This is a genomic window from Longimicrobium terrae (assembly GCF_014202995.1).
In the GTDB taxonomy this organism is placed as follows: Bacteria; Gemmatimonadota; Gemmatimonadetes; order Longimicrobiales; family Longimicrobiaceae; genus Longimicrobium; species Longimicrobium terrae.
In genome coordinates this window covers 79,612-106,269 of record NZ_JACHIA010000016.1, presented here as the reverse complement: position 1 = coordinate 106,269, position 26,658 = coordinate 79,612, and the positions used below count along the sequence as shown (strand labels likewise).

Sequence of the window (26,658 nt, the reverse complement as noted above, 5' to 3'; positions counted from 1 at the left end):
GCGGCGCGTCATCCATCACCAAGCGGCGAACGTGGATGCGCGGACGGCGGCGTGCCATTTGCGACTGTGCGGTCCTCCATTTCCGTCGGGGAAGTGCCCCGGCGCGGCGGACCAGGCACGCAGGAGATCGACATCATGCCACGTGGCGGACGCGAGATTTTTGACCGGGCGCGCGGACTCTGGGACCGGGTCACCGGCGGCGACGACGGACCGGGCTTCATTCAGCACCAGGACGCGCCCAACACCCGCAACCACGGGTTCGGCGGCAGCCGGGCGGCGTTTCGCGAGCAGCAGAACGCGGGCGGGCGGCAGGAGAACAGCCTGCGCACCGAGTTCGGCGGCCATTACCAGGGCGGCTTTCAGGGCGGGCAGAACCGCGGTCCGCAGGCGGGCGGACCGCGCGGCGGGTTCACCAGCGCGCCGCAGCCGATTCAGCCGTACCACAGCGGCGGGCTGCGCGGCGGAACGTCGGACCGGTACGACAGCGGGTTCAACCGCGGCCCGCGGCGCGGCGGAATGGACTATACCGACCGCGGATGGGACGACGTGGGCGACCGCGGCTTCGACCCCGCGCGCATGAGCGGCTCCGGCTCGCTGGGCGGCATCGTGGAGAACCGCGGCTGGGGCGACGAGGACGACGTGCGCGGCGGCTACCGGGGCGACGCGCAGCGGGGCGGCATGCGCGACGGCTACGTCAACCGGCATCCGGGCGACACCGGCTACCGTGCCGGCCGCTACGAGCGGGACCTGGGGCCGCGCGGCGGATACCAGGGCCTGCGCGGAAACGGGTTCGAGGGCCCGGCCGGCGGTTTCGGCGGGACGGGCGGGAACGCACGCGGCGGGCAGCGGGGCGGCGCGCCCCGTGGCGGAATGCGGACGGGCTACGGCGCAGACTTCGGCCCGCGCGGCGGCCGGGGGAACTACGACGCCGGCTTCCGCGGCGGCCCGCGGCACCCCGGCGGCCCCAACCTGGACGAGTTCGGCCAGGGGCTGCGGTCCATGTACAGCGGCACGTACAACGAGGGCGGGGTGCTGGGCCAGACCTCCGACCGCGAGTTCGACGTGCCCGAGGCCGGTCGCCAGCACGAGGGCGGCTGGCAGGGCCGCGGCCGCCGCTGACCCACGGGAACGACGTACAGAAGAACGGGCGCCTCCACGTGAGGCGCCCGTTTTTCTTATCCCCTACCCTGCCCTTGTCGTCCCCGCGACCTCCGCGCCCCCCGCGGCCCCCGCGTGAGTGCTGTTGACCTGCTCTCCCGATCCGATGTTCTCGGCCTTGAACCGCGGTTCCGCCTACTCAGGTTCATTTGCGCGAGGCGTCGCACATCGCCGGGCTGTGAGGCCCCTCCCCCGGCCCCTCCCCGTGCAAACAGACGCACGGAGAGGGGAGAATTCACACCGGGCTCCGGGACATTGGTGCCGGTGAAGTCCCCCATCTGTTCGGGGACTTTCCGCAGTTGCTGCGGCAACTTCAGTTGCTCCCGCATCTCGGCCTCGCGGCTCACGGCGGATCAAGGAGACGGCCGTCCGCGCTGGTCTGACCCAGCCGTGAACGAGAACATGCCTCCATCGACACCGGGCCGATGGAGGCATGTTCATCCGCGAAGCGCCAGCGGGCTACGCGCCGCGCAGGTAATCCAGCAGCACGCCTGTCATCACCCGCATGCCGACGGGGATGGAGGCGTCGTCGGCCATGAAGGTGGGCGTGTGGTGGTCGCCGGAGGTGGTGCCCGGCGCCGTGCTCCCCAGCCGGTAAAAGAAGGAGGGCGCCGTGCGTCCGTAATACGCGAAGTCCTCCGCCTGCGGGGTGGCCTGCAGCTGCACCACGTTGTCCGCCCCCAGCAGCCGGGCAAGCGTGGGCTGCACGCGCGCGGAAAGCGTGGTGTCGTTTACCGTCATGGGCGTGGTGCGCTGGTACGAGAGGCTGAAGCTGCCGCCGCCCGCGCGCGTCACGCCGTCCAGAATCTGCCGCATCCGCTCCTCCACCCGGTCCTGCACGGCGGGGCTGAAGGTGCGCACCGTGCCGTACAGCACCACCGAATCGGGGATGATGTTGAAGCGCTCCCCGCCGCGGATCATGCCGATGGTGAGCACCCCCGGCTCCATGGGCGACATGCTGCGCGAGCGGATGGTCTGCAGCGCCGTCACCGCCTCGGCCGCCATCACCACCGGGTCGATGGACAGCTGCGGCGTCGCCCCGTGCGCCTGCCGCCCGCGGATCGTGACGATGAAGCGGTCGGAAGCCGCCATCGCCGGCCCGGGCGTGTAGCCCACGTGCCCCACCTCCATCTGCGCCAGCGTGTGCAGCCCGAACACGGCCTGCGGCGTGAGGTCGGCGAACAGCCCTTCCTTGAGCATCAGCGCCGCGCCGCCTTCCTCTCCCGGAGGCGCGCCCTCTTCCGCGGGCTGAAAGATGAAGATCACCGTTCCCGGAAGTTCCGCCTTCATCCCCGCCAGCAGCGTGGCCACGCCCATCTGCACGGCGGTGTGCACGTCGTGGCCGCAGGCGTGAGCCACGCCCACCTGCTGCCCCAGGTATTCGCCCTTGGCCACGGAGCGGAAGGGGTACGGCGTCACTTCCGTCACCGGCAGCGCATCCATGTCGGCGCGCACGGCGATCACGGGGCCGGGGCGGCCGCCGCGCAGCACGCCCACCACGCCGGTGTGCGCCACGCCCGTGCGCACCTCCATCCCCAGCGCGCGCAGGTGCGCGGCCACGATCCCCGCCGTGCGCACCTCGCGGTTGCTGAGCTCGGGATTGCGGTGCAGGTCGTGGCGGATTTCGGTGATGCGCGGCGTCAGGCGCTGCACCTCGGCGGCGACGCGCGCGTCGGCGTTCTGCGCGCGGGCCGCGGCGGGCGCCAGGGTGAGCGCGCCCAGCCAGAGCAGCGAGCAGGTCCTCATGCGGTCCTCGGGGGATGGGGATCGGGAAGCGGGATGGTGCGTATCATCCGTCCCCGCCGCCCGGAAGTCAATCCGCCGCATCCGCCGTCCCTCCCCGAAGCTCCGGCGGATGACGGAAAACGCAGAACGGCCCGGGCTGCGTGCCCGGGCCGTTCTGGTCCCGCGATCTATGTGAAAACCGGCGATGCGCCCGCCGCTCTCGCGTCCCGCCGCGCGGGTCAGTTCGCGCGTTCCACGTTGATGTCGCCATTCACCGTGCTGATGCGCACGCGCGATCCGCCGCGGCCGATCTGCCCGTGGGCGGTGCGGTTGCCGGGGCTGCGCGACTGGTTCCGCTCCACCCCGAAGTCGCCGTCGATGTCGCCCGACACGGTGGTCGCGGTGACTTCGGCGTTCACGCGGTCGCCAGCGCGCACGGTGACGTCGCCGCTGACGGTGCTGAACGTGGTGTTGCCGCTCATGGCGCCAAAGGTCACGTCCACGTCGCCGCTGACCGTGGTGGCCGAGGCGGTTTCGGAGGTGCCCACCCGCACGTCACCCGACACCGTGTTGGCGCGCACGTCGCCGCGCAGATCGTCCGCGCGCACGTCGCCCGACACCGTCGACGCCACCAGGCGCACGCCCGCGGGGACGCGGACCGTGTAGTTGACGGTGGCGTTCATCCGGCCGTTGCCGCCACCGCCGTTGCCGCAGGGGCTGGTGCCGCGGCCCGTGCCGCCGTTGCCGGGATACACCGTGCAGATGATGGTGCGGCCCTCGCGCTGCACCACTTCCACGCGCAGGCGGTCGGCGTCGCGGCCGGTGAAGCGGCCCACCACTTCCACGCGATCGCCGGAAGCGGGGCGCGCGTCCACGTCGCCGCTGATGCCGTGCACCTCGATGGCCTGTCCGCGGGCCACCTGGCCGCTCCAGCGGAAGTCTTCGCGCTGCGCATCCGCGGGCGCGGCCATCCCCATTCCCGCCGCAAGCGCGGCCATCACCGCCATCCGTACGTGCCGCATCGTCGTTCTCCCGTAGTCAGTGTCGTTGGTCTTCACGGCATTGGATGCGTGGTCCGGCGCGATGGTTTAAGGCGGTAGAGAAGAAGTTTGTCCCGGGCGTGAAAGGATCGAGGGATGAAGGGTTGGGCGTGCCCCTCCGCTGCGCTCCGGGTCGGGCTTCGCGCGCCGTAGGCAACGATACAGCTGTTGCCAACGGCGCCGAGCCCGCGGTGCGCCCGGGTTTCAACGCGGATGGCGAAGTCCAGGCGCGGCGCACCGCGTTCTCGGCCCTGCGGGCGCGAATCCCTCACGCAAGGACGGAGTGCGGAAGTACGAGAGTGCGCGGGAACGGCCGCCAGAGCAGGCGGCCTGTCCATCGGCCGATTTGATTGACGTCCGCGCTGTGGCGGGCTACCGTAGCAGCAACCTCGCGGGTTCCTTCCTCTGCGCCGCACCGGCGCCGCTCCCAGAAAATTGCATGCGCAGACCCTCGCCGTCCGTGCGCGCCTGTGCCGCCGCCGTCCTTTCGGTGCTGGCCGCGTGCGCCGACAGCACGCCCGTCGCGCCGGTGGAAGCGGGTGCGCCCGCGCCGCTCGTGCGGATGGACTGCACCGCCAGCGTGCGCGCCCGCTCTCTGCGCTGCGAGCCGGGCCAGGGCGGCGCGGCCGGGGTGAGCACCAACCTCATCGTGGGCGGGCAGGGCGTCTACGTGCGGATGGGGAGCGCCAACACGGCCTACGACGGCTCGGCCATCTTTCAGGCCGACGTCACTGTGCAGAACCTGCTGGGCCAGCCCATGGGCACCACCGACGGCGTCACGGTGGATCCGGGCGGCATTCAGGTGTTCTTTGCGAGCGGGCCGGCGGTGACGTCGGGAACGGGGAGCGTGGAGGTGGACAACGAAGACGGAACCGCCGACTTCCTGGGCGGCGATGCACCCTACTTCCGCTACGTGGAGCGGCTGACGACGGAGCAGACGAGCGCCGCCCGGCAGTGGCGGTTCTCGGTACCGGCCACGGTGCAGACGTTCGCCTTTTCGGTCTACGTCTCCGCGCCCGTGCCCCAGCAGAACGCACTGCGGATGATCGACACCAAGCCCCGCACGCTGGCGGCGGGCGGCTTTCACAGCTGCGGCCTCGTCCCCAGCGGCGACGGCTTCTGCTGGGGCCCCAATGACGACGGGCAGCTGGGACGCGGCGCCCCCGACAGCGTGCCCCGGCCGGTGGACCGGGGTTACATCTGGCGCACCATCGCCGGCGGGCGCTTTCACACCTGCGGCATCACCCGCGACGACGTGGCGTACTGCTGGGGCGACAACCAGACCGGGCAGCTGGGCGACGGGCTGGAGGACGACAACAACGTGCCGTCGCCCGTGGAGGGCGGCCGCAGCTGGCAGCAGATGGACGCCGGCGCGGGCCACACCTGCGGCGTGACCACCGCCGGCCAGGCGTTCTGCTGGGGGGACAACAACGCCGGGCAGCTGGGCGTGGGGCACATGACCAACACGCGCGTGCCGGAGCCCGTGTCCGGCGGGCGCGTGTGGGTCGCGGTGGATGCGGGAACGGACCACAGCTGCGGCATCACCCGGGGCGGCGCCGCCTTCTGCTGGGGCGACGACAGCCAGGGCGAGCTGGGCACCGGCGGCGGGCCCAGCACCGTCCCCGTGCTGGTGGCGGGCAACCACTCGTGGCGGTCGGTGACGGCGGGGGAGGACTACAGCTGCGGCGTGACCTCGCTGGGCGTGGCGATGTGCTGGGGGAGCGACTTGTCGGGGCGGCTGGGCAACGGCGCCGCGCCGGATGTCTCCACGCCGCAGCCGGTGGACGGCGAGATGGAATGGGCGTGGGCCTCGGCGGGGCGCGAAACGTCGTGCGGCATCACCACGGCGGGCGCGGCGTACTGCTGGGGAGACAACGGCAACGGCGAAGTGGGTGACGGAACCGAGGAGGACCGCGATGCCCCGGCAGCGGTTCCCGGCGCGGGGCAGAACGTGACCCAGATCGACAACGGCGACTACCACACCTGCAGCGTGAACGCGGCGGGCTCCCTGCGGTGCTGGGGCTACAACGCCCAGGGCCAGCTCGGAAACAACTCCACGGCCACGTCCTTTTCCCCCGTCGCCGTCTCCGGTGTCCTGACCTGGGCCCCCTGACGCGATCGGCGGCACCTTCTGCATGAAAACGGCGCGCCCGCATCCCTCTCGGGGATGCGGGCGCGCCGCTTTTCATCCTCTGATCCAGAATCCTGCGATCCGTTCCTCCGTGACCTCCGTGCAACCCCCGTGACCTCCGTGTGAAACGGCAGTTGATCAGCCGCCGCCCTCACCCGGTCAGCCCGGGCGAGATCAGCGGGCGCGCTCCAGGCGGATGTCGCCGCTGACGGTGGTGACGTTCAGTTCCTGCCCGCCGCGGCCAATGTCACCGCGCGCCTGCCGCCCGATCTGGATGTTCAGGTTCATCCCGGCAATGCGGTCGTCATCATCATCGTCGGCGTCGGTCATGGAGCCGCGGCGCAGCTCGAAGTCCGACTCGATCTCGCCCGACAGCGTCTGCGCCTGCACGCTCGCGTTCACCCCCGAAGCCAGCCGCAGCAGCACGTTTCCGCTCACCGAGGCGAATTCCATCTCCTCGTCATCCATTTCGCCAAAGCTGGCCACTACGTTGCCGCTCACCGTGGCGGCGCGGGCGGAGCCGGTGGTGGAAACGCGTACGTCGCCGGCCACGCTGGCCACGGCGACGGGGCCGCGCATTCCCTCGGCGGTGATGTCGCCATCCACCGTGCCTGCGGAGAACTTCACCCCGGCGGGAACGCGCACCACCCAGTCGATGCGCGCGTCGTCGTGATCCACCGTCCCGTCGCGGTCGCCGGAGCGGTTGTTTTCGCAGTCGCGCGATTCATTCGCGTCGCCGGACGCGCGGTAGACGGTGCAGATGGTGACGCCCTCGTCGTTCTGATCGACCACGATGCGCACGCCGCCCGCCGCCGAACCGCGGCGGTGCCCCACCACTTCCACCTCGTCACCGCTGGTCAGTTCGGCGCGCACGTCGCCGAACAGGCCGTTGATTTCGATCTGCTTGCCGCGGGCGATGCGTCCGCTCCAGCGGAAGTCTTCCTGCGAGGTCGTGGCCGTGGTGATGGCCGAAGCCGAAACCGGGGCCCGCAGCGCGCTGGCCGCCTGGGCGATGTCCGTGTGCGCCGCCGCCCAGAAACCCACCACCGCCGCCGAAGCGGCCACCATCGTCACGTACCGCATCGTCCCGCTCCTGTGGTCATCGTTGTCGTCAGGGGAGATCGCGGCCATCCGGAACCCGCCACGGCCGCATCTGAAAGGCTTGGATGCGGTGGTACGGCGAAAGGTTTATCGGATGGCCGGCCGAGTGTTCACGCGGTGGGCGGCCGCGTCTCCGCCCCTTCCGCGGCGCGGATGATTTCGTGCAGGCGCGCGGCGGAAAAGGCGCTGGTTTTGGGCAGGATGTCCAGCGCCTGACGGGCGAGCTCTACCGCTCGCGCGGTGTCGCCTTCCGCGAGTGCCAGCGCCGCGAGCGCGCGATTGCGTTCGTACGGCTTTACGCTCGCGCTCACCGGGGGAACGGCGGCCAGGTGCGTCCGCGCGGCCTCCGCATCTCCCGAAATGGCGGCGAAGTAGGCGGCCTCCACGTGCATCGCGGGGACGAGCGGGGCCGGCCAGCGGTCCAGCAGCGCCATCGCCCGGTGCCACGCGCGCGCGGCGGCGGGGCGGTCGCCCGTATCCAGGTGATAGTAGTAGGCCATGCTCCAGGCCATGGACTCTTCCAGCGAGCCGTCGCGCAGCTCCACCAGCCGGTCTACCTGCGGCCGCGGCCAGTCGCGCACCGGTTCGCCCCACATCATCCGCGTGACCAGCGTGACCGTGGCGGCGTGGCGATCCGCCCTGGGGCCGCCGCGAGCCAGCCGCAGCAGCTGTCCGCCGTCGCTCATGAACCCGCCGGTGCGCATGGGGATGAGCGTCGCCGCGCCGATCGCCGCCGACATCGTGGCCGCCATCCCCGCCACGAAGCCCGCCAGCGGCGGCATGGGAACGCGCAGCGCCACCCATCCCGCCACCAGCGCGAACAGCAGGCTCGCGGCGGGGCCGCCACCCACCATCAGGGCGAGCTGCCGGCGGATGCGGTCCGTGGTGGCGGGCAGGCACCCCGCAATGCCGCCCCAGAGCCCCAGGCTGCGGTTCCAGCTCACGGCAAGGCGGCCGCCGTCGTATTCCCGCTCGATGCGCACGGGCCCCGCGGCAAACAGCATGAAGCGCATTCCCGCCGCCACGCCGGCCGCCACGTGCCCCGCCTCGTGAACGGCGATGGCGGCAAAGATGAGGATGATGGAGAATGTGACGATGATGGGGAGCGTCCACGCGCCGTACCCCGCGCGAAGGGCGTGCAGCGTCGTCTGTCCCAGCCCCGGCAGAATCTTCAGGATGAGGAGCGCGCCGCCCGCCCCCACCGCTGCACCGGCAAGCCCGGCGAGTGCGCCGGATCTGCCCCGCCGGGTTTCGGGAGCCGGTGGCGCGAGCTCGTCGCCGGCGTGCGCGGCGGAATCGGGCATGGGGGTTTTCAGGTGATGGGTGGGGAGGGAAAGCGGGAGGGCGGACAACAGCAGACACGTGCGTCTGGGACGGTTGGGTGCATGCGGAGGCAGCCCTCACCCCCCAGCCCCCTCTCCCGCAAGCGGGCGAGGGGGAGCCGTTCGGCGCCACGACGGGTTCGGCTCGCGACGCGATCTCCGCTGTCCTGACGCAGTTGAAGCCTCGATCGTGGACGCGTCAGCGGCCGCGAGTCGGGGCTTACCGCTGTTGGAGCGGCGGATTCATTCATTCGTTCAACCAAATCCGCTCGCCGCGCCGTTCTCATCGAACGAGGCGCCCCTGCTTCTCATCGGTAGAACGCTGCTTTGATCGGGCACGTCCCGCAACGCCTGGGGCAAATCGATTCGCTGCCCTGCAAACGGATGGACGAAGCGGTGGGTTCATCATCCACCATGAAACCGTGGAGGAAAACCGGCGCATGCCTTGCCCGCAGCGGTGCGCGGGCCCAACATCCCGCCCGACACCGTCTTCCGCATCCCGAGCCCGAGCATGACCGAACACGCCGCCGACCTTCGCGCCCAGCTGCTGGCCCGCATTGCCGCGGGGCCGCACGCGCCGCTTTCCGACGGCGACTTCAACCGGCTGGCGCTCGCCATCTTTGCGCACCAGTTCGCCTGCAACACGCCGTACCGCCTGTTCTGCGAGCGGCGCGGCATGCGGCCCGGGACCGTGGCGGACTGGACGGAAGTGCCGGCCGTGCCGACGGATGCGTTCAAGGCCGCGGCGCTCGTCTGCGGCGATCCGGAGGCCGCGCAGGCCGTATTCCGCACCAGCGGGACGACCGCCGGGCGCGAGCGGCGCGGCACACACTATCTGCCAGACGTGGCCCTGTACGATGCGGCGCTGCGGGCCGGCTTCTCCGCGCACCTGCTGCCGGACGGCGCGCGGCTCCCCGTCATCTCCCTCGTCCCCCCGCCGGCGGAGATGGGCGACTCGTCGCTGTCGCACATGGCGGGCGCGGTGGTGGCGGATTATGGAACGGAGCGCAGCGGCTGGTTCGTCTCGCCGGACGGCGGTATCGACCACGCGGGGCTGGACAACGCCCTGCGCGGCGCCGTGGAGCGCGGCGAGCCGGTGTGCATCCTGGGCACCGCCTTCGCCTTTGTGCACTGGCTGGACGCCCTGCGCGAAAGCGATACGCGGCATGCGCTTCCGCCTGGCTCGCGGCTGATGGACACCGGCGGATTCAAGGGCCGCTCGCGCGAGGTGACGCGGGAGGAACTGTACGCGGGCCTTACGGACCGGCTGGGGATCCCCGCCGCGTGGTGCGTAAACGAGTACGGGATGACGGAGATGAGTTCGCAGTTCTACGACGGCGTCGCGGGCGCGGCGCTGGCGCCAACCGAGCGGATGCACGTGGGCCCGGTGTGGGTGCGTACCCAGGCCACCGATCCAGAAACGCTGCGTCCGCTGCCGCACGGCGGGGTGGGCGTGCTGCGGCACCTGGACCTGGCCAACCTGAATTCGGTGATGGCGATTCAGACGGCGGACCTGGGGTTCACCACGCCGGAGGGATTCCGCGTCCTGGGCCGCGCGACCGGGGCGGAGGCGCGCGGCTGCTCGCTGGCGATGGACGACCTGCTGCGCGCCATCGCCCGCTGAGCGTCAGGCGGCGCGGCGGGCGCGCGCGCGGCGCAGAACGCGGGCGAGCAGAAAGAGGAGCGCGGCAAAGGCGGCGGCCAGCGCCGTCTGCTGCAGAAAGAGCAGCCCCGGGCCCGGGGTGAAGATGTTCATCACCGTTTCCACCAGCCCGTCGCCATCGATGGGCACCTTGGGAAACAGCTTGCCCAGCGAGTAGGGATGCTGCCCGGTGAACGGCCATCCCAGCATGAGGTTGGTGGGCCCGCTGTCATCCAGCAGGTCCAGCAGCAGGTGGGAAGAATATCCCGCGCCGAGCACCACGCCCCACCGCCACCCGCCCACCGCCATGCCGATGGCCGCCCAGACGACGACGGCGGCGATGCTGTGCGTGGCGGTGCCGTGCAGCGTCCAGCCCTTTCCCGTCAGCATGCCGAGGATGATGTCGACGTCGGCCAGGGCGCCCATGACGGCGCCGGCCAGCAGCGCGCGGCGGCGGGAGGGCGGGTTGCGCATCCCGGCCAGCGCCACCTCCGCGAAGCCGGCGCCGGCGAGCATGTGTGCGGGAGGAAACGGCATTCGTTGTCGGCGGCGGGGATGCGCGTGGGCCGGCGGTGCCGTCCCTGCGAAAACAGGTGAGGCGTGAAGATGCCGCCCGCAGCGTCCGCCTACAAGTGCAGGGCGGCGGCGGGGGACGGTCGGAGAAACTCCTGGATGGAGATGGGTGAGCATGCACACGACCCCGGTGGATGCGGTCCACGCATGGATCGAGGCGGTGAACGATGCGGATGCGGACCGTCTGGTGGCGCTTTCTGATGCGCGGGTGGAGATCATCGGACCGCGCGGGTCGGTGCGCGGAGCCGAGGTGCTGCGCGACTGGCTCACCCGCGCCGGGCTGACGATGCAGGCGTCGCGGACCTTTGCGCGCGGCACCGCCGTGGTGGTGCACGGGCGCGGCGTGTGGCGCGCGCCGGACGGGGCCGTGCTCGGCGAGCAGGACGTCGCCTCGCGGTTCGTGGTGGAGGAGGGAAAGATCGCCGCCTACGAGCGCTTCGACGACCTCGCCGCCGCGCTCGCGAGGGCGGGGCTGGCGGAGGAGGATGAAGTGAGCGCGGGGTGACGGGAGAGGAGGAGATGTCGGCGCGTGTCCCCGGCTGTGGCCCTCACCCCGCGTGCTGCGCACGACGACCCTCTCCCACGAACGGATGTGGGAGAGGGAGCACACACCAGGATCGTGCGTCGGATGGTTCGGCGCGGCGGCGGGCGCCCCCCCCAGCCCCCTCGCCCCGCAAGCGGGGGAGGCGGGTTCGGAGTGCGTCCCCCGGCTGCCGCTTCGCGGTGGAAAATCGCTCTTGGAGGACGTGAAGTCGTCAGGTCGCGGATTATCCTGACCCCGCCGTCAGCCCCAATGCAGTTGAAGCCCCGAACGTCGCGCGCAGCGCGGTGTGTCGGGGCTTTGCGCTGTTTGAGCGGCGGATTCATCCGCTCTCGGAGGGTTGGGCGCCCCGCCGTGGTTGGTTCAGCGCACCCGGACGGATCACGCCATCCAGCGCACGAAGCCGATTCCGGACGCAGCTACCCGCGCGGCACCTCGTGTGCGCATCGCGAAGACACGGAATCAGCCATCACCCGCACTCGCCCAGCATGCCGAACCCCGCCGCGCAGCCGGAACCCTGGACGCACCACCAAGCCGTGGTCAACGACGTGCGCCTGCACTGGGTGGAGGCGGGCGACGGGCCGCTCGTGGTGCTGCTGCACGGCTTTCCCGAGTTCTGGTACGGGTGGCGAAAGCAGATTCCCGCGCTGGCGGCGGCCGGTTTTCGCGTGGTTGCGCCGGACCTGCGCGGCTACAACCTGTCCGCAAAGCCCGCGGGCATCCGCCCGTACCGCGTGCAGGCGCTGGTGGACGACGTCGCTGCGCTTATCCACCACCTCGGCGCGCGGCAGGCACACGTTGTCGGCCACGACTGGGGCGGAATCGTGGCGTGGTGGCTGGCGATGGTCCACCCGGAGTGCATCGACCGGCTCGCGGTTCTCAACGCGCCGCATCCGCCGGCGTTTTCGCGCGAGATCCGCCGCAATCCCAAGCAGATGCTGGCGTCGTGGTACGCGGGATTCTTTCAGCTTCCCGCGCTCCCCGAGGCGGCGCTGCGGGCCCGCGACTACGCCGCGCTGCTCGGCATCTTCCGGGCGGAATCCGTGCGTCCCGGCGCGTTTTCGGAGGATGACCTGCAGAGGTACCGCGAATCGGCGTCCCAGCCCGGCGCGCTGACGGCCATGCTGAACTACTACCGCGCCGCGACCCGTTATCGGCCACCGCCCACGCGCATCATCCCGCATGACACGCTGCTGATCTGGGGCGTGCGCGATCAGGCGCTCACGATCGAACTCACGGAAGGGCTGGAGGCGTGGGCGCCGCGCCTGCGCATCGAACGCATCCCCGAAGCCAGCCACTGGGTCGCGTCCGAATATCCCGATCCCGTCAACCAGCTTCTGACCGGCTTCCTCGCTCCGCCGCGCGCCTGACGGCGGATTCCGGACGGCGGTTCATCCATCATCCGTCACCGGTGATCTACATCAGGCGCGGAAGATTCTCATCCACTAAAGCGCGCGGCTGGCCGGAAAGGATCAGCCGGGGGCGCGCTCGTCATCCACCGGAAACGTACGACCGATCGCGGGACAGGGATTTCGTGCGCGGGGGCGGAGATCCGTCCGGCGGTTGAAACCGCGCCTCGAAAGACACGAAGCCCGCCTTCGCGGGCTGTGGGTTAGGGTTCGGTGCGTCGCGACGAGTTCAGGCTGACTGGATAGGGGAGGCTCTCTACGGATCGGGAGAGCCGGGAGTTAGTGCCGACCGAAGTCAAACGGCCGAGCGCTCGCTTCCAGAAGCCGCCACGGGATCGTCATCCTCATCCGAATCGCGATCGCCGCCTTTGTGCCACGGAAGGCGGCCCTCGATCTCCACCTCCAGCGAAAAGCTCAGAAAGGTGCGGATGATGACGATCACCCCGAGGATGCCCAGGTTGTGGAACGAGGGCTCCACCGCGACGGTGCCGATGATGTCGGCAATCACCAGAAATTCCAGCCCCAGCAGAATCCCGCGCCCCAGGTTGCGGCGATAGGCCTTGTACGCCGGCGCAAACCGTCCCGCGCGGCGCCAGTCCACCAGCATCAGCACGGTAGACGCCACGGCTGTGACCGCCAGCATGGCCACGCCGCCCGCCTCCACCCCCGTCGCGATCCAGTGGACCACGTGGTCCATCACGGAAATCTGCTCCGCCGCCTGCATCAGCACATCCGCCATCCCGTCCCGGGTTCATCCCGCATTGCTGGCAACGAGAGTGCCGGATCGCATCCAGAGCACCGGGACGGGCACACGATTCGCAGCCCGGGCCGGTGAACCCGCAATCTCCGGACGTAATGCGCCTGACCCGACAGCAGCAGATTCTGATTGGACTCGCCGTCCTCCTCATCCCCGTCCTGATCTGGGCGGCCACGCGGAAGGGCGGCGAAAACACGCCACGCGTGGTCCACGAAACGCCGCGCGCCCCCGCGTCGGTGCAGGCCGCGCGCGGGCCCGATCTTCCGGACGAGATCGAGAAACTGCTGGGCGAGGGGCGCAACTGGCGCGCGGCGCGCCGGCTGCGCGCCATGACCGGCCCGCAGACCGATCCCGCCGTCATTGTGGTGGCGGCAAAGGCGGAGGCGGGGTGGGGCGGATGGAACAACGTCATCGACCTGCTGGAGGGCAAGCCGTGGCTGGACCGCACGGCCGGCGGCGATGGATGGTACCTGCTTGGGCGCGCCCGCGAGCACGCCCGCCGGTGGAACGACGCGGCTGAGGCGTACGGAAAGTACGTTGCGCTGCGTCCGGAAGGCGGCGACGCGGCCGCGCGCGGCGAGCGCACCGTGGGCGAGTTGCGGTACGCGCTGGCGCTGCTGCGCGCCGGGCGCACGGACGAGGGCGTTCGCGCGCTGGAGCACGCCCGCGCGGGGGTGCCGGTGATCTCCGGCTGGGTGTCCATCCTGGCCGCCGAAGCCGTCGCCGAGCGCGGCGACACGGCGCGCGTCCGCGCCTTTCTGCCCAAGCCGGAGGAGGCGCCGTCCCCCGCCCGTGCACGCCGCGCGTGGCTGGATGCGTATGGTGCCGCGCGCGATTCCGCCGGAGCCCGCACGCTGGCGCTGCGCTTTCGCGAGGCGGCAAAGGATACGGCGGGACGCGCGGAGATGTCGGTGGCCGCGGCGCGGGTGGTGGACGCGGCCTCCGCGGTCCCGCTCCTCCGCTCCGTGCTGGCCGAGGCGCCCACCAGCGGCGCGGCGGTGGAGGCGGCGCGGCGGCTGGGCGCGCTTCCGGGAATCACTCCCGCGGACCGGCTGGCGATCGCGACCGTGTACGACCGCGCCGGCAACAAGGCGCGCGCGGCGGACGGCTACCGCGCCTGGCTGGCCGCCAATCCCAACGCGACGGACGTGCGGCTGCGGCTGGTGCGCGCGCTGTTCGGCGCGGGCCGCTTCGCGGATGTGGACGCGGCCGCGGCCCCGCTGCTGGGGGGTCCGCCTCCGATCGCGGCGGAGGCGATGTACATCGTAGGGCGCGCGCAGTACCGGCGCGGTGACCGCACGCGCGCGCGGCAGACGTGGAACACGGCGGCCACGCGCTTTCGCGGCGTTCCCGCGGCGGGCGAGGCGGCGTTCATGCTGGGCGACCTGAGCCACGACGCGGGCGACGACGCCGCGGCGCGCGCGGGGTATCGCCGGACTGCGGACGGCTTTCCGGGGACGCCCTCCGCGGGGATCGCGCTGATGCGGCTGGGGGGGATGGCGTACGTGGCGCGCGACTACGCCGGCGCGGCGCGCATCTTTGACGAGTACCGCACCCGCAACGCCGGCGGCGAGTACTGGGCGCAGGCCACCTACTGGGCCGGACGCGCCCGCGTCGCGGCGGGAAAGGCGGATGAGGCGGCGCCGCTGTTTCAGTCCGTGCGGCAGCGCGAGCCGCTGTCGTACTACGCGCTGCAGTCGGCGGAGCGGCTGAAGCAGCCGTTCTGGCCGGTGGAGCTGAAGCCCGATCCCGCTCCGGAGCCGGCGGCGACCAATCGAGTCACGGAGTGGCTGTACGGCGTGGATCTGCTGCGCGCCGCCGGGCTGGACACCGAGGCGGCGGCGGAGGTGGACCGTCTGGTGCGCGCGGCGGGGGACGAGCGCGCGGTGCTGTATCCGCTGGCGGAGGGGATCAACGAGCGGGGCTACACCTCGCAGGGGATCCGCGCGGGGCTCTCGATGCAGAAGGCGGGCGAGCCGAACAGCGCGCGGCTTCTGCGCATTCTGCATCCACTGCCCTACCGCGGCGTGATCGAGGGCGAGGCGCGCGCGGCGGGGCTGGAGCCGGCGCAGGTGGCGGCGATGATCCGGCAGGAGTCGTGGTTCAACGCCCGGGCGCAGAGCGGCCCCGGCGCGCGCGGGCTGATGCAGGTGATGCCGGAGACCGGACGCGGCCTGGCGCGGGGGCTGGACATTCAGCAGTGGGAACCGGAACTGCTCTTCAACCCGGAGCTCAACGTGGCAATGGGGGTGCGCTACCTGGCGGACCAGATGCGCGCCTACCGCCGCTCGCTTCCCAGCGTGTACGCCGCGTACAACGCCGGCCCCGTGCGCGTGGAGCGGTGGCGCGCGCTCCCCGAGTACCGCGACGAGGAGCTGTTCACGGAGCGGATTCCGTACGTGGAGACGCGGGATTACGTCAAGATTCTGACGAGGAATACGGCGGTGTACCGGGGGTTGTACGGGGCGGGGACGGCGAGGAGCAGGGAATAGGGAGTAGGGAATAGGGAATAGGGGAAGTACGGAGAATGATGGTGCGCGGGGGCGAGTTCGCGGGCGGCCCCCACCCGGGCCGGCACCACCGGCCCACCCTCCCCCAAAAAAGACTGGGGGAGGGTTGGTGGGGCGGATGGGCCGGTGCGGGAGGCGGAGTTCGTCACGGCGGCGAGTATCTGGAGCGAATGAATCCGCCGCTCCAGAAGCGGGAAGCCCCGACACGACGCCCAAAGGCGCCGTTCGGGGCTTCAACTGCATTCGGGACCGGCGACAATGGCGAGGGTTCAGTCCGCGGAGGCGGACTTTGTGTGGTTCGAGGCGCGGTTTCAACCGCCGGGCGAAAGATCGCCGCCGCAAGCCGAACCAATCAGCCGCACCGATCTGGGGTGTGCTCCCTCTCCCACGTCTGTTTGTGGGAGAGGGTCGTCGTGCGCAGCACGCGGGGTGAGGGCCACAGCCGGCGGACGCCCCCAACTCCGCTGGCCGCACGAACAAAGGTGCTCGCTCCAATCCATTGGAGCGAGCACCTTCTTCCATCCATCACCATCAACTCCGACCGATCATCCGCCATTCACCAACCCACGTCCATCAACCGCCGGTCAGTACGCCTGGTCGGCGCCGGAGCGGAAGCCGTAGTCTCCGCCGGGGAGCGTGTCCACACCACGGTCGGCGTAGTCGTCGCTCGCCATCTCCAGCTCTCCCGCGTACACGCCCACCTCGTCGCCCGGCTCCACGTGCGCGGCGGCGGCAAACTCTTCCTCCTCCAGCTCGAACACCTCGTCCTCATCCGCGCCGCGGCCGCCCAGCAGGCCCGTGGCGCCGGCGAGAACGACACCCAGCCCCGCTACGATGCCGAACGCCAGCGCCGCGGCGCCGGGGTGCAGCACCGCCTTGGTGTAGGCGCTGGTGCGCATCACGCGGCCCTCGTAGTCGCCGCGCGTTTCGCCGTTGTCCAGCGGCGGCTGATACAGCGTGTCGCGGCGTCCGGGACGCGTGGGCTCGTCCTTCTGCTGCTGATCCACCATTCCCCGCATGGCCTTGTCGGTAGCGCCGGGGGAAAGGATGCCCATCATGGAAATCGCCCGCCCGCCGCCGCCGACGGTGACCGACTTCCGGGGGTGCTGCGCACAGAACACGATGGCGTCGGCCACCGTTTCCGGCTTGTACACGGGCGCGGGAAGCGTGGGCTCGTGGTCCATCAGGTTGCGCGCGTGCTGCGGAAAAGGAGTGTCGATGGAGCCCGGCTTGATGATGGTGACGGAGACCGGCGCGCCGTCGTACTCCAGTTCCACCCGCAGCGCGTCGCTGAACGCCTTGACCGCGTGCTTGCTGGCGCTGTAGTGCCCCTGCATGGGCACCGCGCGGTCCGACACGATGCTGCCCACGTTGATGAGCGCGCCCCCGCCCCGCCGCAGGATGGGGAGCGCCGTCATCGCCCCGTTCACCATCCCCCAGTAGTTCACGTCGAACAGCCGCCGCGCGTCCTCCAGCGGCGTATCCTCCAGCGCGCCGTAGATGCTGACGCCCGCGTTGTTCACCCAGGTGTCGATGGTGCCGTACTCGCGCAGCGCGGTTTCCGCCACGCGGCGCACGTCGTCGGGATTGGCGGTATCCGCCACGCAGTAGACCGCGTCGCCGCCGGCTTCCACGATGGCGCGGGTGGCGCGGCTGAGACCCTGCTCGTCGCGGGCGGCCAGCACCACGCGCGCGCCGCGCTGGGCCGCCTTGCGCGCGGTCGCCAGCCCGATACCGCTGGACGCGCCGGTGATGACGATCACCTGATCGGCAATGGGCTTGAGCTGAATATCCATCTGCGTTCTCCCCGTTGGCTGGACTCGACTTGGAGGCGCGGTGCGGGTGCAAGGCGCGGGCCGGTTCCGCATCATTCTACAGGCCCTGAACACGGCGGTACGATTCACGCTGATCGCCCCCGTATTCCGCCGCATCCGTATCGACCGGACGCGGCGTTTTCATCCAAATCTCTCAGGGATACCGCAATGCGCATTTCCCGCTGGACCGCGCTGTCGGCGGCGCTGCTGCTGGGCGCCTGCGCCACCGCCGAACCCCGTCCCGCCACCGCCGGCGCCAACGCGGTGGACCGCGCGCACCTGGACGCCATGTCGCACGAGCACGCGGGCGAAACGCCCACGCCCAACGGCTCGGCGATGGAGCCGCGGCAGGACGTGGTGGCGCAGGACGTGGAATATCTGACGGTCGATGGCAAGGCCGTGCGCGGCTACGAGGCGCGCCCCGCGAACGCCGCGGTGGGCGCCAAGCTGCCCAGCATCATCGTCATCCACGAGTGGTACGGATTGAACGACAACGTGCGGATGATGACGCGGCGTCTGGCGGGAGAAGGGTATCGCGCGTTCGCCGTGGACATGTACAACGGGCAGGTGGCGTCCAACCCGGACGAGGCGCGCATGCTGATGGGCGGGGTGATGGAGAACCCGCAGGGCGGCACGGCGAACCTGGCCGCGGCCGCGCGGTCGCTGGAGACGCGCACCGGGGCGGACCGCATCGCCATTCTGGGATGGTGCTTCGGCGGCGCATGGTCGCTGGAGGGCGCGCTGAGCATGCCCGCGCAGATCGACGCGGCGGTGATGTACTACGGCCGCCCGGTGACGGACCGCGCGCGCTTGGCGGGCCTTCGCGCGCCGCTGCTGGGGCTGTTCGGCGGGGCGGATCAGGGGATTCCCGTGGCGCAGGTGCGGCAGATGGAGACGACCCTTCGCGAGCTGAACAAGGACGTGACCATCCAGGTCTACGAGGGCGCCGGTCACGCGTTCGCCAATCCGTCGGGCCAGTCGTACAACGCCGTCGCGGCCGAGGATTCGTGGATGCGCACCACGGCTTTCCTCGCGCGCCACCTCCGCTGAACCGCCGTTTCACACGGAGGGCACGGAGGGGACACGGAGGGCACGGAGGACGGCAACTGATTGAATCACGCAGAGCAGCAGAGAAGCAGAGAAGCAGAGGAAAAGCACGGACACCATCACCCTGTCCCTGTCTGTTCTCTGCTCCTCTGCTGCTCTGCGTGAGGCATGTTGTTGATCTGTTCCTCCGTGCCCTCCGTGCATCCTCCGTGGCCTCCGTGTGAAACGGCAGTTGACGGATTGATCGCCCACCCTCGCCATCAGGCCCGCGGCGCCGCAGATTGACGCCTGTCCACACGATCCCGATCCAGCTCGCCCGGCCCATGCCCCGCCCGCGCCTTGCTCCGATTACCGCCCTCCTCCTCGCAGCGACGTTCGCGGCGGGGTGCGGCGACCGCGCGGCCGAAAAGCAGGCGCCGCGCACGACCGTTTCGGTGTCCGCCGCGGCCAGCCTGCGCGAGGCGTTCACCGCCGCGGAAAAGGAGTACGAGGCGGCGCACCCGGACATCGACATCCGCGTCAACTTCGGCGCGTCGGGCGCGCTGCAGCGGCAGATTGAGCAGGGTGCGCCCGTCGACGTGTTCGCCTCCGCCGCGGAGAAGCCGATGGACGCGCTGGAGAGCCGCGGCCTCATCGATCCCCGCTCACGGCGCAGGCTGGCCGGCAATGAACTGGTGCTGATCGTTCCCACGGTGGCGAATTCGGCGGGGGTGCGCGGCTTCGCGGACCTGTCGCTTCCCCGCGTGCGGCGCGTGGCGCTTGGCGTGCCCGCTTCCGTTCCCGCGGGCGAGTACGCGGACCAGGTGCTGCGCACGCTCGGCATCCGCGATTCCGTGCAGAAGAAGGCCGTCCTCGGGCAGGACGTGCGCGCCGTGCTGGCCTACGTGGCCTCGGGCGAGGCGGACGCCGGTGTCGTGTACCGTACGGACGTAGCCGCGGCGGGGAACCGCGTGCGGATCGTCGCGAGCGCGCCCGCGGGATCGCATTCTCCCATCACCTACCCCATTGCCGTCACCACGCAGGCGGCAGACGCGGCCGCGGCGCGCGCATTCGCCGGCTTTCTGCTGGGCCCCCGGGGAAGAGAGATCCTGCGCGCGCACGGCTTCGTCGCGGAGTGATGGACGCCTCGCCCATCCTGCTTTCGCTGCGCGTCGCCCTTTCCGCGCTCGCCTTTGTCGCGGTCGCCGGGACGCTGGCCGCGCGATGGGTGACGCGCCGTGACTTTCCGGGACGCGACCTGGTGGATGGGCTGCTGATCCTTCCCCTCGTCCTGCCGCCGGTGGTGACGGGATACGTGCTCCTGATCCTCCTCGCGCGGACGGGGCCGGTCGGCCGCGTGCTGGACCGGGCGTTCGGCATCCGCCTCGTCTTCACCCTGGAGGCCGCCGTCATCGCCGCCGCGGTCGTCAGTTTTCCGCTGATGTACCAGAGCGCCAAGGCCGCCTTCGCGGGGGTGGACCGTCGTCTGGAGGACGCGGCGCGCACGCTGGGCGCGGGGGAGGGACGCGTACTCCTGCGCGTGACGGTGCCGCTCGCGTGGCCGGGGCTGGTGGCGGGAATGGTGCTGGCCTTTGCGCGCGCGCTGGGCGAGTTCGGCGCGACGGCCATGGTCGCCGGCAACATCCCCGGGGTGACGGCAACCGTGCCGCTCGCCATCTACGCCCTGGCGGACGCGGGCGAACTGCGGCAGGCGGGGATGTACGCGCTGGTCATCAGCCTGTTCAGCCTGTCCCTCGTCGTGGGGCTGAACACGTGGACACGGCGGCGCAGGCCCGGCTGGCGTCCGCGGCGGCGCGCGTGACCATGCTGCACGTGCGCGCGCGGCTGCGCCTGCCCGACTTCGACCTGTCCGTCGACTTCGCCGCCGCGGACGAGATCGTGGTGCTCTTCGGCCCGTCCGGGGCGGGAAAGACCATGACGCTGCGCGCCGTCGCCGGGCTGGAGCGTCCGGACGATGGCGAAATCCGGCTGGACGACCGCGTCCTTTTCAGCCGCCGGCCGCGCGCGTGGGTGCCGCCGCGCGACCGCCGCTGCGGCTTCGTCTTTCAGGATGCCGCGCTCTTTCCCCACCTGGACGTGTCGCGCAACGTGCTGTTCGGCGCGCGCGTGGAGGAGCGGGAGGCGCGGGAGCGGCTCGACGCGCTGCTGGACCGGTTCCGCATCGCCCACCTCGCCAGGCGCTTTCCCGCGGAGCTTTCCGGCGGCGAGGCGCAGCGCGTGGCGCTGGCCCGCGCGCTCATGAGCGATCCGAAAGTCCTGCTGCTGGACGAGCCGTTCTCGTCGCTGGACGCCGACGCCCGCCGCGCCGCGCAGGACGAGGTGCTGGACGCGCACCGGGCGTGGCGCATTCCGTTTCTGTTCGTCACGCACGACCGGGTGGAGGCGGAACGGATGGGCGACCGCATCCTCTTTCTGGACGCGGGGCGGCAGACGGGGGAGACGCGCCTGCGCCCGCCGGCGGACGGCTGATCCGCCGCCCCGCGAAACCGCCGCAATCCGAAACATTTCCGCCGCACCGGCGTACACGGTGCGTCCCGCCGCGGTTGTCCGCCGCCGCCATCCGGGCCATCTTGCAGCGCCGTCACCTGACCGGCCCCGCCGCCGCCCCGGTGCGCGCGGCGTGTCCGTTTTCCCCGATCCGCAGACCGTGGCCAAACCGCCCAGCGGGAACTCCGTTCCCGACACCGATTCCGCGCTCCCGACCAGCGGCGGCGCGCCCTCTTCGCCCGCGGCGCGCGACGCGCGGCCGCCCCTGCCCGAGCTCAAGGGCCGGCGCGCGCGCAAGCCCGTACCCGCCGCCAAGTCGGGCGGGGACGATCCGCTGGAGATGGTGAAGTCGCTGCTGTGGGCGGTTCTGCTGTTCTTTGTCATCCGCACGTTTCTGATCACGGCGTACAGCATTCCCAGCGAAAGCATGGAGAAGACGCTGCTGATCGGCGACTACCTGATGGCCAACAACGCGCTGTTCGGCGCCACGCTCCCGTTCACGGACGTGCGCCTTCCGGCCCTGCGCGACCCGCGGCGCGGCGAGATCGTCGTCTTCCGCCCGACGTACAACAATCCGCGCATCGATGTCGTAAAGCGGGTGATCGGCGTGCCGGGCGACACGCTGCAGATGCGCGAGCACGTGCTTTACCGCAACGGCAAGCAGGTGACGGAACCCTTTGCGCAGTACGTGGATGGGATCGATGAGCCCATCACCGAGTACGGCCAGGCGATGATGGACCCCACCATCGACCCGGCGCGCTACGGATCGCACAACCACATTCCACTCCTTCCCGCGTCGGTGGACAAGCGGACCTACCAGCCGTCGCGCAACAACTGGGGGCCGCTGGTCATCCCCCCCGCGCACTACTGGCTGATGGGCGACAACCGCGACAAGTCGCTGGATTCGCGCTACATGGGCCCCATTCCGCGCGAGGTGATCCGCGGCAAGCCGCTGTTCATCTACTTCTCATACGACCGGGCGAACGAGAGCGCGGCGTTCCCCCGCGCGCTGACGGCGGCCCGCTGGGACCGGATCTTCAACCGCGTGAAGTAGATTGATGAACGCAGGACCCGCCGCGCCCGCGGGGCTTCCCGATCCGCCCGGGCCCCGCCCGGTGCTTCCCCTCGCCCGGCTGTTCGCGTTCCGACGCGACCCGCCGGGCGATTTGTCGCGCATGCAGGCGCGCTGGGGCGATGTGGCCTCGTTCCGCATCGGGCCGCGCTGGTTCTACCTGATCAGCGACCCGGAACTGGTGCGGCAGGTGCTGGTGACGGACCACCGCACCTTTACCAAGAGCCTGGCCCTCCAGCGCGCGCGGGTGCTGCTGGGCGACGGGCTGCTGACCAGCGAGGGCGAGTTTCACCTGCGGCAGCGGCGGCTGGCGCAGCCCGCCTTTCACCGCGAGCGGGTGGCGGGGATGGCGGCGGCCATGGTGCGCCACGCGGAGGCCACGGCGGACGGCTGGCGCCCGGGGATGCGGGTGGATGCCGCGCGCGAGATGATGCGCATGACGCTGGGCATCGCCGGCGAAACGCTGCTGGGCGCGGACGTCGGCGGCGAGGCGGACGAGATCGGCGGGGCGCTGTCGGACGCGCTGGGGCTGTTCTCGCGGCTGCACAATCCCATCGGCGTGCTGCTGGACCGCCTTCCCCTCCCCGGAACGCTGCGGATGCGGCGCGCGCGGCAGCGGCTGGACGACACCATCTACCGTGTGATCGCGGAGCGCCGCGCGTCGGGAGAGGAGCGGGACGATCTGCTCGGCATGCTCCTCGCCGCGCGCGACGACGAGGCCGACGGCGCGGGTATGACGGACCTGCAGCTTCGCGATGAACTGCTGACGCTTTTCCTCGCCGGGCACGAGACGACGGCCAACGCGCTGGCGTGGACGTGGCACCTGCTGGCCCGCAACCCGCTCGCCGAGGCGCGCCTGCACGACGAACTGCGGACGGTGCTCGCCGGACGCGCGCCCACGGCGGCGGACTATCCCGCGCTGCCGTACACGCGCGCGGTGCTGGCGGAAAGCATGCGGCTGTATCCGCCGGCGTGGACCATTGGGCGGGAGCCGGTGGAGGACTGGCAGGCGGGCGGATACCGCATCCGCGCGGGAAGCGTGGTGCTGGTGAGCCCGTGGGTGGTGCACCACGACGCGCGCTGGTGGCCGGAACCGTTCGCCTTCCGTCCGGAGCGGTGGATGGAGGGCGCCGAGGCCGCGCAGCCGCGGTTCGCCTACTTTCCGTTCGGCGGCGGCATCCGCAAGTGCATCGGCGAGGGATTCGCGTGGATGGAGCTGGTGCTGACGCTGGCCACGCTGGCGCGCCGGTGGAGGCTGGTGTCGATTCCCGGCGTGGAGCCGGTGCCGGAGCCGCGGATTACGCTGCGGCCGATCGGGCTGGAGATGAGAGTGGAGGGAAGTGCGTGAGTGCGGGGTGCGTGAGTGCGTGAGTGCGGAACAGCAGTACGAAAGTACGAAAGTGTGGGCGCTGAACTCTGCGCGTGGCGTAGTTGGAACGGGCGGATGGTAGATCCTTCGTCGGCGCCAGGCGGCGGCGCGGCTGAGGTTTCGGCCGGCGCCTCCTCAGGATGACATGGGGTCGGGGCTGCCGGTTCGATTCCGTGCGGCCCACGTCATTCGAGGCGAGCGTAACCGCTCGCGCTGGCGTAGCCAGCCGTTGGCCACACCCCCAACCATGTCATCCTGAGGGAGCGCGGACGCGCCTTACGGCGGCGCCGAACCGTGCGCGACCGAAGGATCTACCATTCGCCAAGCCAACCGTGCGAACCGCGCGGATGCAGCCGCCGCCCTCCGCTCAGGCGGACTTTGTGCGGTTCCAGCGGCGAATTCATTCGCTCCTGCCCCGGCGGACACATCAATGCCGGCGGAACGCACCACAGCGTCCCCCGCAGTCCGCGAAGGCGGACTTTGCGCCGTTGTTGCCGCGACTTCAGTCGCCCTTCTCCCGCCTTCACCGCCTTCGATGCGAACCCTCTCAATCATCCTGCTCGGCGCCATGCTCGTCCTGGCATCCGCCTGCTCGGAACCGGCATCCAAACCCGCGCGTCAGGCCGAGGCCGAAAAGATCGACTACTGGGTCGTGCCCTGCGAACCCACCCTGTCCGACAGCGCGCGCGTGGAGTGCAACGCCCTCGCGGCCGTGGTCAAGGATGATGGATTTCTCTCAGTGGTCACGCAGTTCCGCCGCGAGGGGACCGGCTACTGCATCACCACCTATCCCGATCACCCGTCCATCGTGAACGGCGGCGCGGTGGTGCGGCTGGATTCGGCCGGAGTCGTACAGTCGGTGACACGGGGCGACACCATCGGTTGCTCCCGTGCGCCGAAGCCCGTGGCCTCGTGCGACGTGGCGCTTCCACCCGGCACAATCGTTTCCGCCGAGGCCGCGGCGACGCTCGCGCGCAGCCGAAAGCGGTGCAGCGCGGGAGACCGCTGCTTCATCGGCTGCCTGGCATCCGGCGCGGGCATGAACGTCGAGGGCGGATGCTGGCACCTGTGCTCAACGCTGCGGCCGCACGACGACCCGCCTTTGGGGTGACACCGCCCGCGATTGGCGTCCCAGATAGCCAATCCGAGTTCCGCGCCATCATCCATCCACGCAGAGACGGACCATGATCCCCATCCTGAGCAGTCTGGCGCTCGCGGCGCTTCTCGCTGGCGCGCCGCGCGAGCTTCCCGGGCGGTGCATGCCGCCGAGTACACCGATGGAATCGCTCGAGCATGCGTCCGCGGTGTTCGTGGGCCGCGTGGTCAGCCAGCGGGAGTCAACACGGATCATGCGGAGCGAAACCCGGAACGAGTCCTTTGAGGTGCAGGAGACGGAACACACGTTCGTGATCGATGCCTCATGGAAGCTCCCGGCTGGAGTGACGGATACCGTGCGGATCTGGACGTATGTCGGTTTCGAATCACCGACCCTGCACCGGGGCGAAGACTACATGGTCTACGCGAGCGAAACCCGATTCTTTCCGGGACGGCTTTATGCTGGCAACTGCTCGCCTACCACAGCCGCGTCGAGAGCCTCCGAAGACTTCGCCGCGTTGGGACGTCCGATCCGCGGCAGACTGCCGGTACGCGGGTATCGACAGCCAGCTTCACGCAGAAACACGCCCTGATCCCGACGGCTCACCTCTCCCTGGCATCGCCCATGATCCCGATCCTGAGCAGTCTGGCGCTCGCCGGGCTTCTGGCCGGCGCGCCCTGCGAACTTCCCTGCCGGTGCATTTCGCCGCCATCACCGGCGGAGGCGCGCGACGAGTCCAAGGCGGTGTTCGTGGGCCGCGTGGTCAGCCAGCGGGACTCTGTGTGGATATTGCGTGATGCGGGTACAACCCACGGTTGGGCAGTGCAGGAAACGGAAAGCACGATTGTAGTTGATGTGTCGTGGAAGCTCCCCGCCGGGGTTTCAGATACGATCCGGGTGTGGACCGGAAAGAGTTCCTGCGATCCTGTGCTGATCGTGGGCGAGTACCACCTCGTGTATGCCGGTGAGAACCGGCTGCTACCCGGCGTTCTGGTTTCCCCGGGCTGCTCCAGAACGACGCTGGCGGCCTCACTGTCGGCCGAGCAGCAGTTCGCTGGTCTGGGCACACCAGTCACAGGCACGCTGAGGCCGGGCGGCTATCCTCGTCCTGCTCCCGCAGAAACAACGGGATCGCTGCCCGACACCCACCCCAACCACTGACTCGTGCAGCCCTGTCTCTCCGCTCGTACCCGGCTCCTTGCCGCCTCTGTCGTGATCGGAATGAGCGTCAGTGGATGCGGGATGAACCGCGGCGCGCGCTCCCATCCCGCTGCGGACGCGGCGACCGGCGTGCACGACGCAGTGATCGCAAGCGCGTGGCGCGGACCGGGGCCGGCGCAGGTGGAAGATTCCACGCCTGTCTTCATTCTGCCGGCCCAGCCGCTACCCCCGATGATCCAGCGCCAGATCGCGGCGCTGCCGGACGGGCTGGCACAGCGGCTCGCCGCCATCAGCGCCACGCGGACGCCATCCGCCGCGCTTCCGCTGCCAGCGGGAACCGCGCTGGTGGACAGCGGCGAATCCCGCCGCATCCAGGAAGAGGGCTACGGCGGGGCCGTCATGCTCGCCGTCTCACCCGTGGCGTTCTCCGATGATTCCACCCACGCCCTGGTCTATCTGGAACAGCACTGCGGGCCCGTCTGCGGCAGCGGCAAGGTCGTCTGGCTCGCGCGCGACTCGCGGGGGCGCTGGCGTGTTCGCGGCGAAGTAGTCACGACGATGCAGTAACGGACGAGCGGGGCGGGCGCCAATGCGCCCGCCCCGCTCTCCATGCCCGCCGAGGGTGCCTGCTGATCCAGAGCGGCATCAACCGCCCGAGCCCCTCCCCCGCTCACCCGGATCTACTCTCGATCCCACTTTCGTA

Annotated in this window: 23 protein-coding genes; 16 read left to right on the top strand and 7 right to left on the bottom strand. The window is 70.7% G+C overall.

Annotation, left to right across the window (positions count from 1 at the left end; translation table 11 throughout):
• Positions 1 to 135: 135 nt before the first annotated feature.
• Entirely contained in the window at positions 136 to 1,119 is a 984-nt protein-coding gene (locus HNQ61_RS20860; protein ID WP_170032676.1) for a hypothetical protein, read from the top strand.
• A gap of 498 nt (positions 1,120 to 1,617) precedes the next feature.
• Here HNQ61_RS20860 and HNQ61_RS20855 read toward each other — a convergent pair whose 3' ends face one another.
• Positions 1,618 to 2,904 (bottom strand): M20 metallopeptidase family protein, encoded by a 1,287-nt coding sequence (locus tag HNQ61_RS20855; protein WP_170032679.1) that lies wholly within the window; start codon positions 2,902 to 2,904, stop codon positions 1,618 to 1,620.
• 218 nt (positions 2,905 to 3,122) lie between these two features.
• Positions 3,123 to 3,905, bottom strand: coding sequence for a DUF4097 family beta strand repeat-containing protein (locus HNQ61_RS20850; protein WP_170032681.1), 783 nt, complete (start codon positions 3,903 to 3,905; stop codon positions 3,123 to 3,125).
• 457 nt (positions 3,906 to 4,362) lie between these two features.
• On the opposite strand from HNQ61_RS20850, the gene HNQ61_RS20845 reads away from it, so the two are divergent.
• On the top strand, positions 4,363 to 6,036 hold the full coding sequence (locus HNQ61_RS20845) for an RCC1 domain-containing protein (protein WP_170032683.1): 1,674 nt from the start codon (positions 4,363 to 4,365) through the stop codon (positions 6,034 to 6,036).
• Positions 6,037 to 6,228: 192 nt separating this feature from the next.
• Here the strand turns inward: HNQ61_RS20845 and HNQ61_RS20840 are convergent, their stop codons facing one another.
• Together HNQ61_RS20840 and HNQ61_RS20835 are read right to left on the bottom strand one after the other, a co-directional pair.
• Positions 6,229 to 7,137 carry a DUF4097 family beta strand repeat-containing protein gene (locus tag HNQ61_RS20840; RefSeq protein WP_170032685.1) on the bottom strand — a complete coding sequence of 303 codons (909 nt, stop codon included), beginning with the start codon at positions 7,135 to 7,137 and terminating at the stop codon, positions 6,229 to 6,231.
• A gap of 128 nt (positions 7,138 to 7,265) precedes the next feature.
• Positions 7,266 to 8,459, bottom strand: a complete 1,194-nt coding sequence (locus HNQ61_RS20835; protein ID WP_170032687.1) for a hypothetical protein — start codon at positions 8,457 to 8,459, stop codon at positions 7,266 to 7,268.
• A gap of 529 nt (positions 8,460 to 8,988) precedes the next feature.
• On the opposite strand from HNQ61_RS20835, the gene HNQ61_RS20830 reads away from it, so the two are divergent.
• Complete coding sequence (locus HNQ61_RS20830) at positions 8,989 to 10,101, top strand: LuxE/PaaK family acyltransferase (protein WP_170032689.1); 1,113 nt, start codon at positions 8,989 to 8,991, stop codon at positions 10,099 to 10,101.
• A 3-nt stretch (positions 10,102 to 10,104) separates the two neighbouring features.
• Here the strand turns inward: HNQ61_RS20830 and HNQ61_RS20825 are convergent, their stop codons facing one another.
• Positions 10,105 to 10,656, bottom strand: coding sequence for a metal-dependent hydrolase (locus HNQ61_RS20825; protein ID WP_170032691.1), 552 nt, complete (start codon positions 10,654 to 10,656; stop codon positions 10,105 to 10,107).
• Between the two features lie 151 nt (positions 10,657 to 10,807).
• Between HNQ61_RS20825 and HNQ61_RS20820 the strand changes: the two genes are divergently transcribed.
• Positions 10,808 to 11,197 (top strand): nuclear transport factor 2 family protein, encoded by a 390-nt coding sequence (locus HNQ61_RS20820; protein ID WP_240978603.1) that lies wholly within the window; start codon positions 10,808 to 10,810, stop codon positions 11,195 to 11,197.
• A gap of 524 nt (positions 11,198 to 11,721) precedes the next feature.
• Entirely contained in the window at positions 11,722 to 12,603 is an 882-nt protein-coding gene (locus tag HNQ61_RS20815) for an alpha/beta fold hydrolase (RefSeq protein ID WP_170032695.1), read from the top strand.
• Positions 12,604 to 12,937: 334 nt separating this feature from the next.
• Here HNQ61_RS20815 and HNQ61_RS20810 read toward each other — a convergent pair whose 3' ends face one another.
• A complete protein-coding gene (locus HNQ61_RS20810; RefSeq protein ID WP_205761235.1) occupies positions 12,938 to 13,381 on the bottom strand; it encodes a DUF1622 domain-containing protein in 444 nt (147 codons plus the stop codon).
• Positions 13,382 to 13,497: 116 nt separating this feature from the next.
• Between HNQ61_RS20810 and HNQ61_RS20805 the strand changes: the two genes are divergently transcribed.
• Positions 13,498 to 15,891 carry a lytic transglycosylase domain-containing protein gene (locus HNQ61_RS20805; protein ID WP_170032697.1) on the top strand — a complete coding sequence of 798 codons (2,394 nt, stop codon included), beginning with the start codon at positions 13,498 to 13,500 and terminating at the stop codon, positions 15,889 to 15,891.
• Positions 15,892 to 16,493: 602 nt separating this feature from the next.
• On the opposite strand, the gene HNQ61_RS20800 is transcribed toward HNQ61_RS20805, so the two are convergent.
• Positions 16,494 to 17,705: an SDR family oxidoreductase gene (locus tag HNQ61_RS20800; RefSeq protein WP_170032699.1), complete on the bottom strand. Its 1,212-nt coding sequence runs from the start codon at positions 17,703 to 17,705 to the stop codon at positions 16,494 to 16,496.
• A gap of 186 nt (positions 17,706 to 17,891) precedes the next feature.
• On the opposite strand from HNQ61_RS20800, the gene HNQ61_RS20795 reads away from it, so the two are divergent.
• The 10 genes from HNQ61_RS20795 (at position 17,892) to HNQ61_RS20750 (ending at position 26,522) form a co-directional block, all read left to right on the top strand.
• A complete protein-coding gene (locus HNQ61_RS20795; protein ID WP_170032701.1) occupies positions 17,892 to 18,773 on the top strand; it encodes a dienelactone hydrolase family protein in 882 nt (293 codons plus the stop codon).
• 320 nt (positions 18,774 to 19,093) lie between these two features.
• Positions 19,094 to 19,888, top strand: a complete 795-nt coding sequence (modA, locus tag HNQ61_RS20790) for a molybdate ABC transporter substrate-binding protein (RefSeq protein ID WP_170032703.1) — start codon at positions 19,094 to 19,096, stop codon at positions 19,886 to 19,888.
• The gene (gene modB, locus HNQ61_RS20785; protein ID WP_170032705.1) at positions 19,888 to 20,571 is read left to right on the top strand and encodes a molybdate ABC transporter permease subunit; all 684 of its coding nucleotides are present in this window, start codon (positions 19,888 to 19,890) and stop codon (positions 20,569 to 20,571) included. The genes modA and modB overlap by 1 nt, the downstream gene beginning before the upstream one ends.
• Entirely contained in the window at positions 20,523 to 21,239 is a 717-nt protein-coding gene (locus HNQ61_RS20780) for an ATP-binding cassette domain-containing protein (protein ID WP_205761245.1), read from the top strand. Before modB ends, HNQ61_RS20780 begins: the two co-directional genes overlap by 49 nt.
• A gap of 178 nt (positions 21,240 to 21,417) precedes the next feature.
• A complete protein-coding gene (gene lepB, locus HNQ61_RS20775) occupies positions 21,418 to 22,311 on the top strand; it encodes a signal peptidase I (RefSeq protein WP_170032706.1) in 894 nt (297 codons plus the stop codon).
• Positions 22,312 to 22,315: 4 nt separating this feature from the next.
• Positions 22,316 to 23,677 (top strand): cytochrome P450, encoded by a 1,362-nt coding sequence (locus HNQ61_RS20770; protein WP_170032708.1) that lies wholly within the window; start codon positions 22,316 to 22,318, stop codon positions 23,675 to 23,677.
• A 556-nt stretch (positions 23,678 to 24,233) separates the two neighbouring features.
• Positions 24,234 to 24,809, top strand: a complete 576-nt coding sequence (locus HNQ61_RS20765) for a hypothetical protein (RefSeq protein WP_170032710.1) — start codon at positions 24,234 to 24,236, stop codon at positions 24,807 to 24,809.
• A gap of 73 nt (positions 24,810 to 24,882) precedes the next feature.
• Positions 24,883 to 25,386: a hypothetical protein gene (locus tag HNQ61_RS20760; RefSeq protein ID WP_170032712.1), complete on the top strand. Its 504-nt coding sequence runs from the start codon at positions 24,883 to 24,885 to the stop codon at positions 25,384 to 25,386.
• Positions 25,387 to 25,418: 32 nt separating this feature from the next.
• Positions 25,419 to 25,955 (top strand): hypothetical protein, encoded by a 537-nt coding sequence (locus HNQ61_RS20755; RefSeq protein ID WP_170032714.1) that lies wholly within the window; start codon positions 25,419 to 25,421, stop codon positions 25,953 to 25,955.
• A gap of 81 nt (positions 25,956 to 26,036) precedes the next feature.
• Positions 26,037 to 26,522 (top strand): NUDIX hydrolase, encoded by a 486-nt coding sequence (locus HNQ61_RS20750; RefSeq protein WP_170032716.1) that lies wholly within the window; start codon positions 26,037 to 26,039, stop codon positions 26,520 to 26,522.
• Positions 26,523 to 26,658: the final 136 nt, after the last annotated feature.

Bases quoted from the DNA above. Each gene is read 5' to 3' on its own strand.
- HNQ61_RS20860 (WP_170032676.1), top strand. From the start codon at position 136: ATGCCACGTGGCGGACGCGAGATTTTTGACCGGGCGCGCGGACTCTGG.
- HNQ61_RS20855 (WP_170032679.1), bottom strand. From the start codon at position 2,904: ATGAGGACCTGCTCGCTGCTCTGGCTGGGCGCGCTCACCCTGGCGCCC.
- HNQ61_RS20850 (WP_170032681.1), bottom strand. From the start codon at position 3,905: ATGCGGCACGTACGGATGGCGGTGATGGCCGCGCTTGCGGCGGGAATG.
- HNQ61_RS20845 (WP_170032683.1), top strand. From the start codon at position 4,363: ATGCGCAGACCCTCGCCGTCCGTGCGCGCCTGTGCCGCCGCCGTCCTT.
- HNQ61_RS20840 (WP_170032685.1), bottom strand. From the start codon at position 7,137: ATGCGGTACGTGACGATGGTGGCCGCTTCGGCGGCGGTGGTGGGTTTC.
- HNQ61_RS20835 (WP_170032687.1), bottom strand. From the start codon at position 8,459: ATGCCCGATTCCGCCGCGCACGCCGGCGACGAGCTCGCGCCACCGGCT.
- HNQ61_RS20830 (WP_170032689.1), top strand. From the start codon at position 8,989: ATGACCGAACACGCCGCCGACCTTCGCGCCCAGCTGCTGGCCCGCATT.
- HNQ61_RS20825 (WP_170032691.1), bottom strand. From the start codon at position 10,656: ATGCCGTTTCCTCCCGCACACATGCTCGCCGGCGCCGGCTTCGCGGAG.
- HNQ61_RS20820 (WP_240978603.1), top strand. From the start codon at position 10,808: ATGCACACGACCCCGGTGGATGCGGTCCACGCATGGATCGAGGCGGTG.
- HNQ61_RS20815 (WP_170032695.1), top strand. From the start codon at position 11,722: ATGCCGAACCCCGCCGCGCAGCCGGAACCCTGGACGCACCACCAAGCC.
- HNQ61_RS20810 (WP_205761235.1), bottom strand. From the start codon at position 13,381: ATGGCGGATGTGCTGATGCAGGCGGCGGAGCAGATTTCCGTGATGGAC.
- HNQ61_RS20805 (WP_170032697.1), top strand. From the start codon at position 13,498: ATGCGCCTGACCCGACAGCAGCAGATTCTGATTGGACTCGCCGTCCTC.
- HNQ61_RS20800 (WP_170032699.1), bottom strand. From the start codon at position 17,705: ATGGATATTCAGCTCAAGCCCATTGCCGATCAGGTGATCGTCATCACC.
- HNQ61_RS20795 (WP_170032701.1), top strand. From the start codon at position 17,892: ATGCGCATTTCCCGCTGGACCGCGCTGTCGGCGGCGCTGCTGCTGGGC.
- modA (WP_170032703.1), top strand. From the start codon at position 19,094: ATGCCCCGCCCGCGCCTTGCTCCGATTACCGCCCTCCTCCTCGCAGCG.
- modB (WP_170032705.1), top strand. From the start codon at position 19,888: ATGGACGCCTCGCCCATCCTGCTTTCGCTGCGCGTCGCCCTTTCCGCG.
- HNQ61_RS20770 (WP_170032708.1), top strand. From the start codon at position 22,316: ATGAACGCAGGACCCGCCGCGCCCGCGGGGCTTCCCGATCCGCCCGGG.
- HNQ61_RS20765 (WP_170032710.1), top strand. From the start codon at position 24,234: ATGCGAACCCTCTCAATCATCCTGCTCGGCGCCATGCTCGTCCTGGCA.
- HNQ61_RS20760 (WP_170032712.1), top strand. From the start codon at position 24,883: ATGATCCCCATCCTGAGCAGTCTGGCGCTCGCGGCGCTTCTCGCTGGC.
- HNQ61_RS20755 (WP_170032714.1), top strand. From the start codon at position 25,419: ATGATCCCGATCCTGAGCAGTCTGGCGCTCGCCGGGCTTCTGGCCGGC.
- HNQ61_RS20750 (WP_170032716.1), top strand. From the start codon at position 26,037: ATGAACCGCGGCGCGCGCTCCCATCCCGCTGCGGACGCGGCGACCGGC.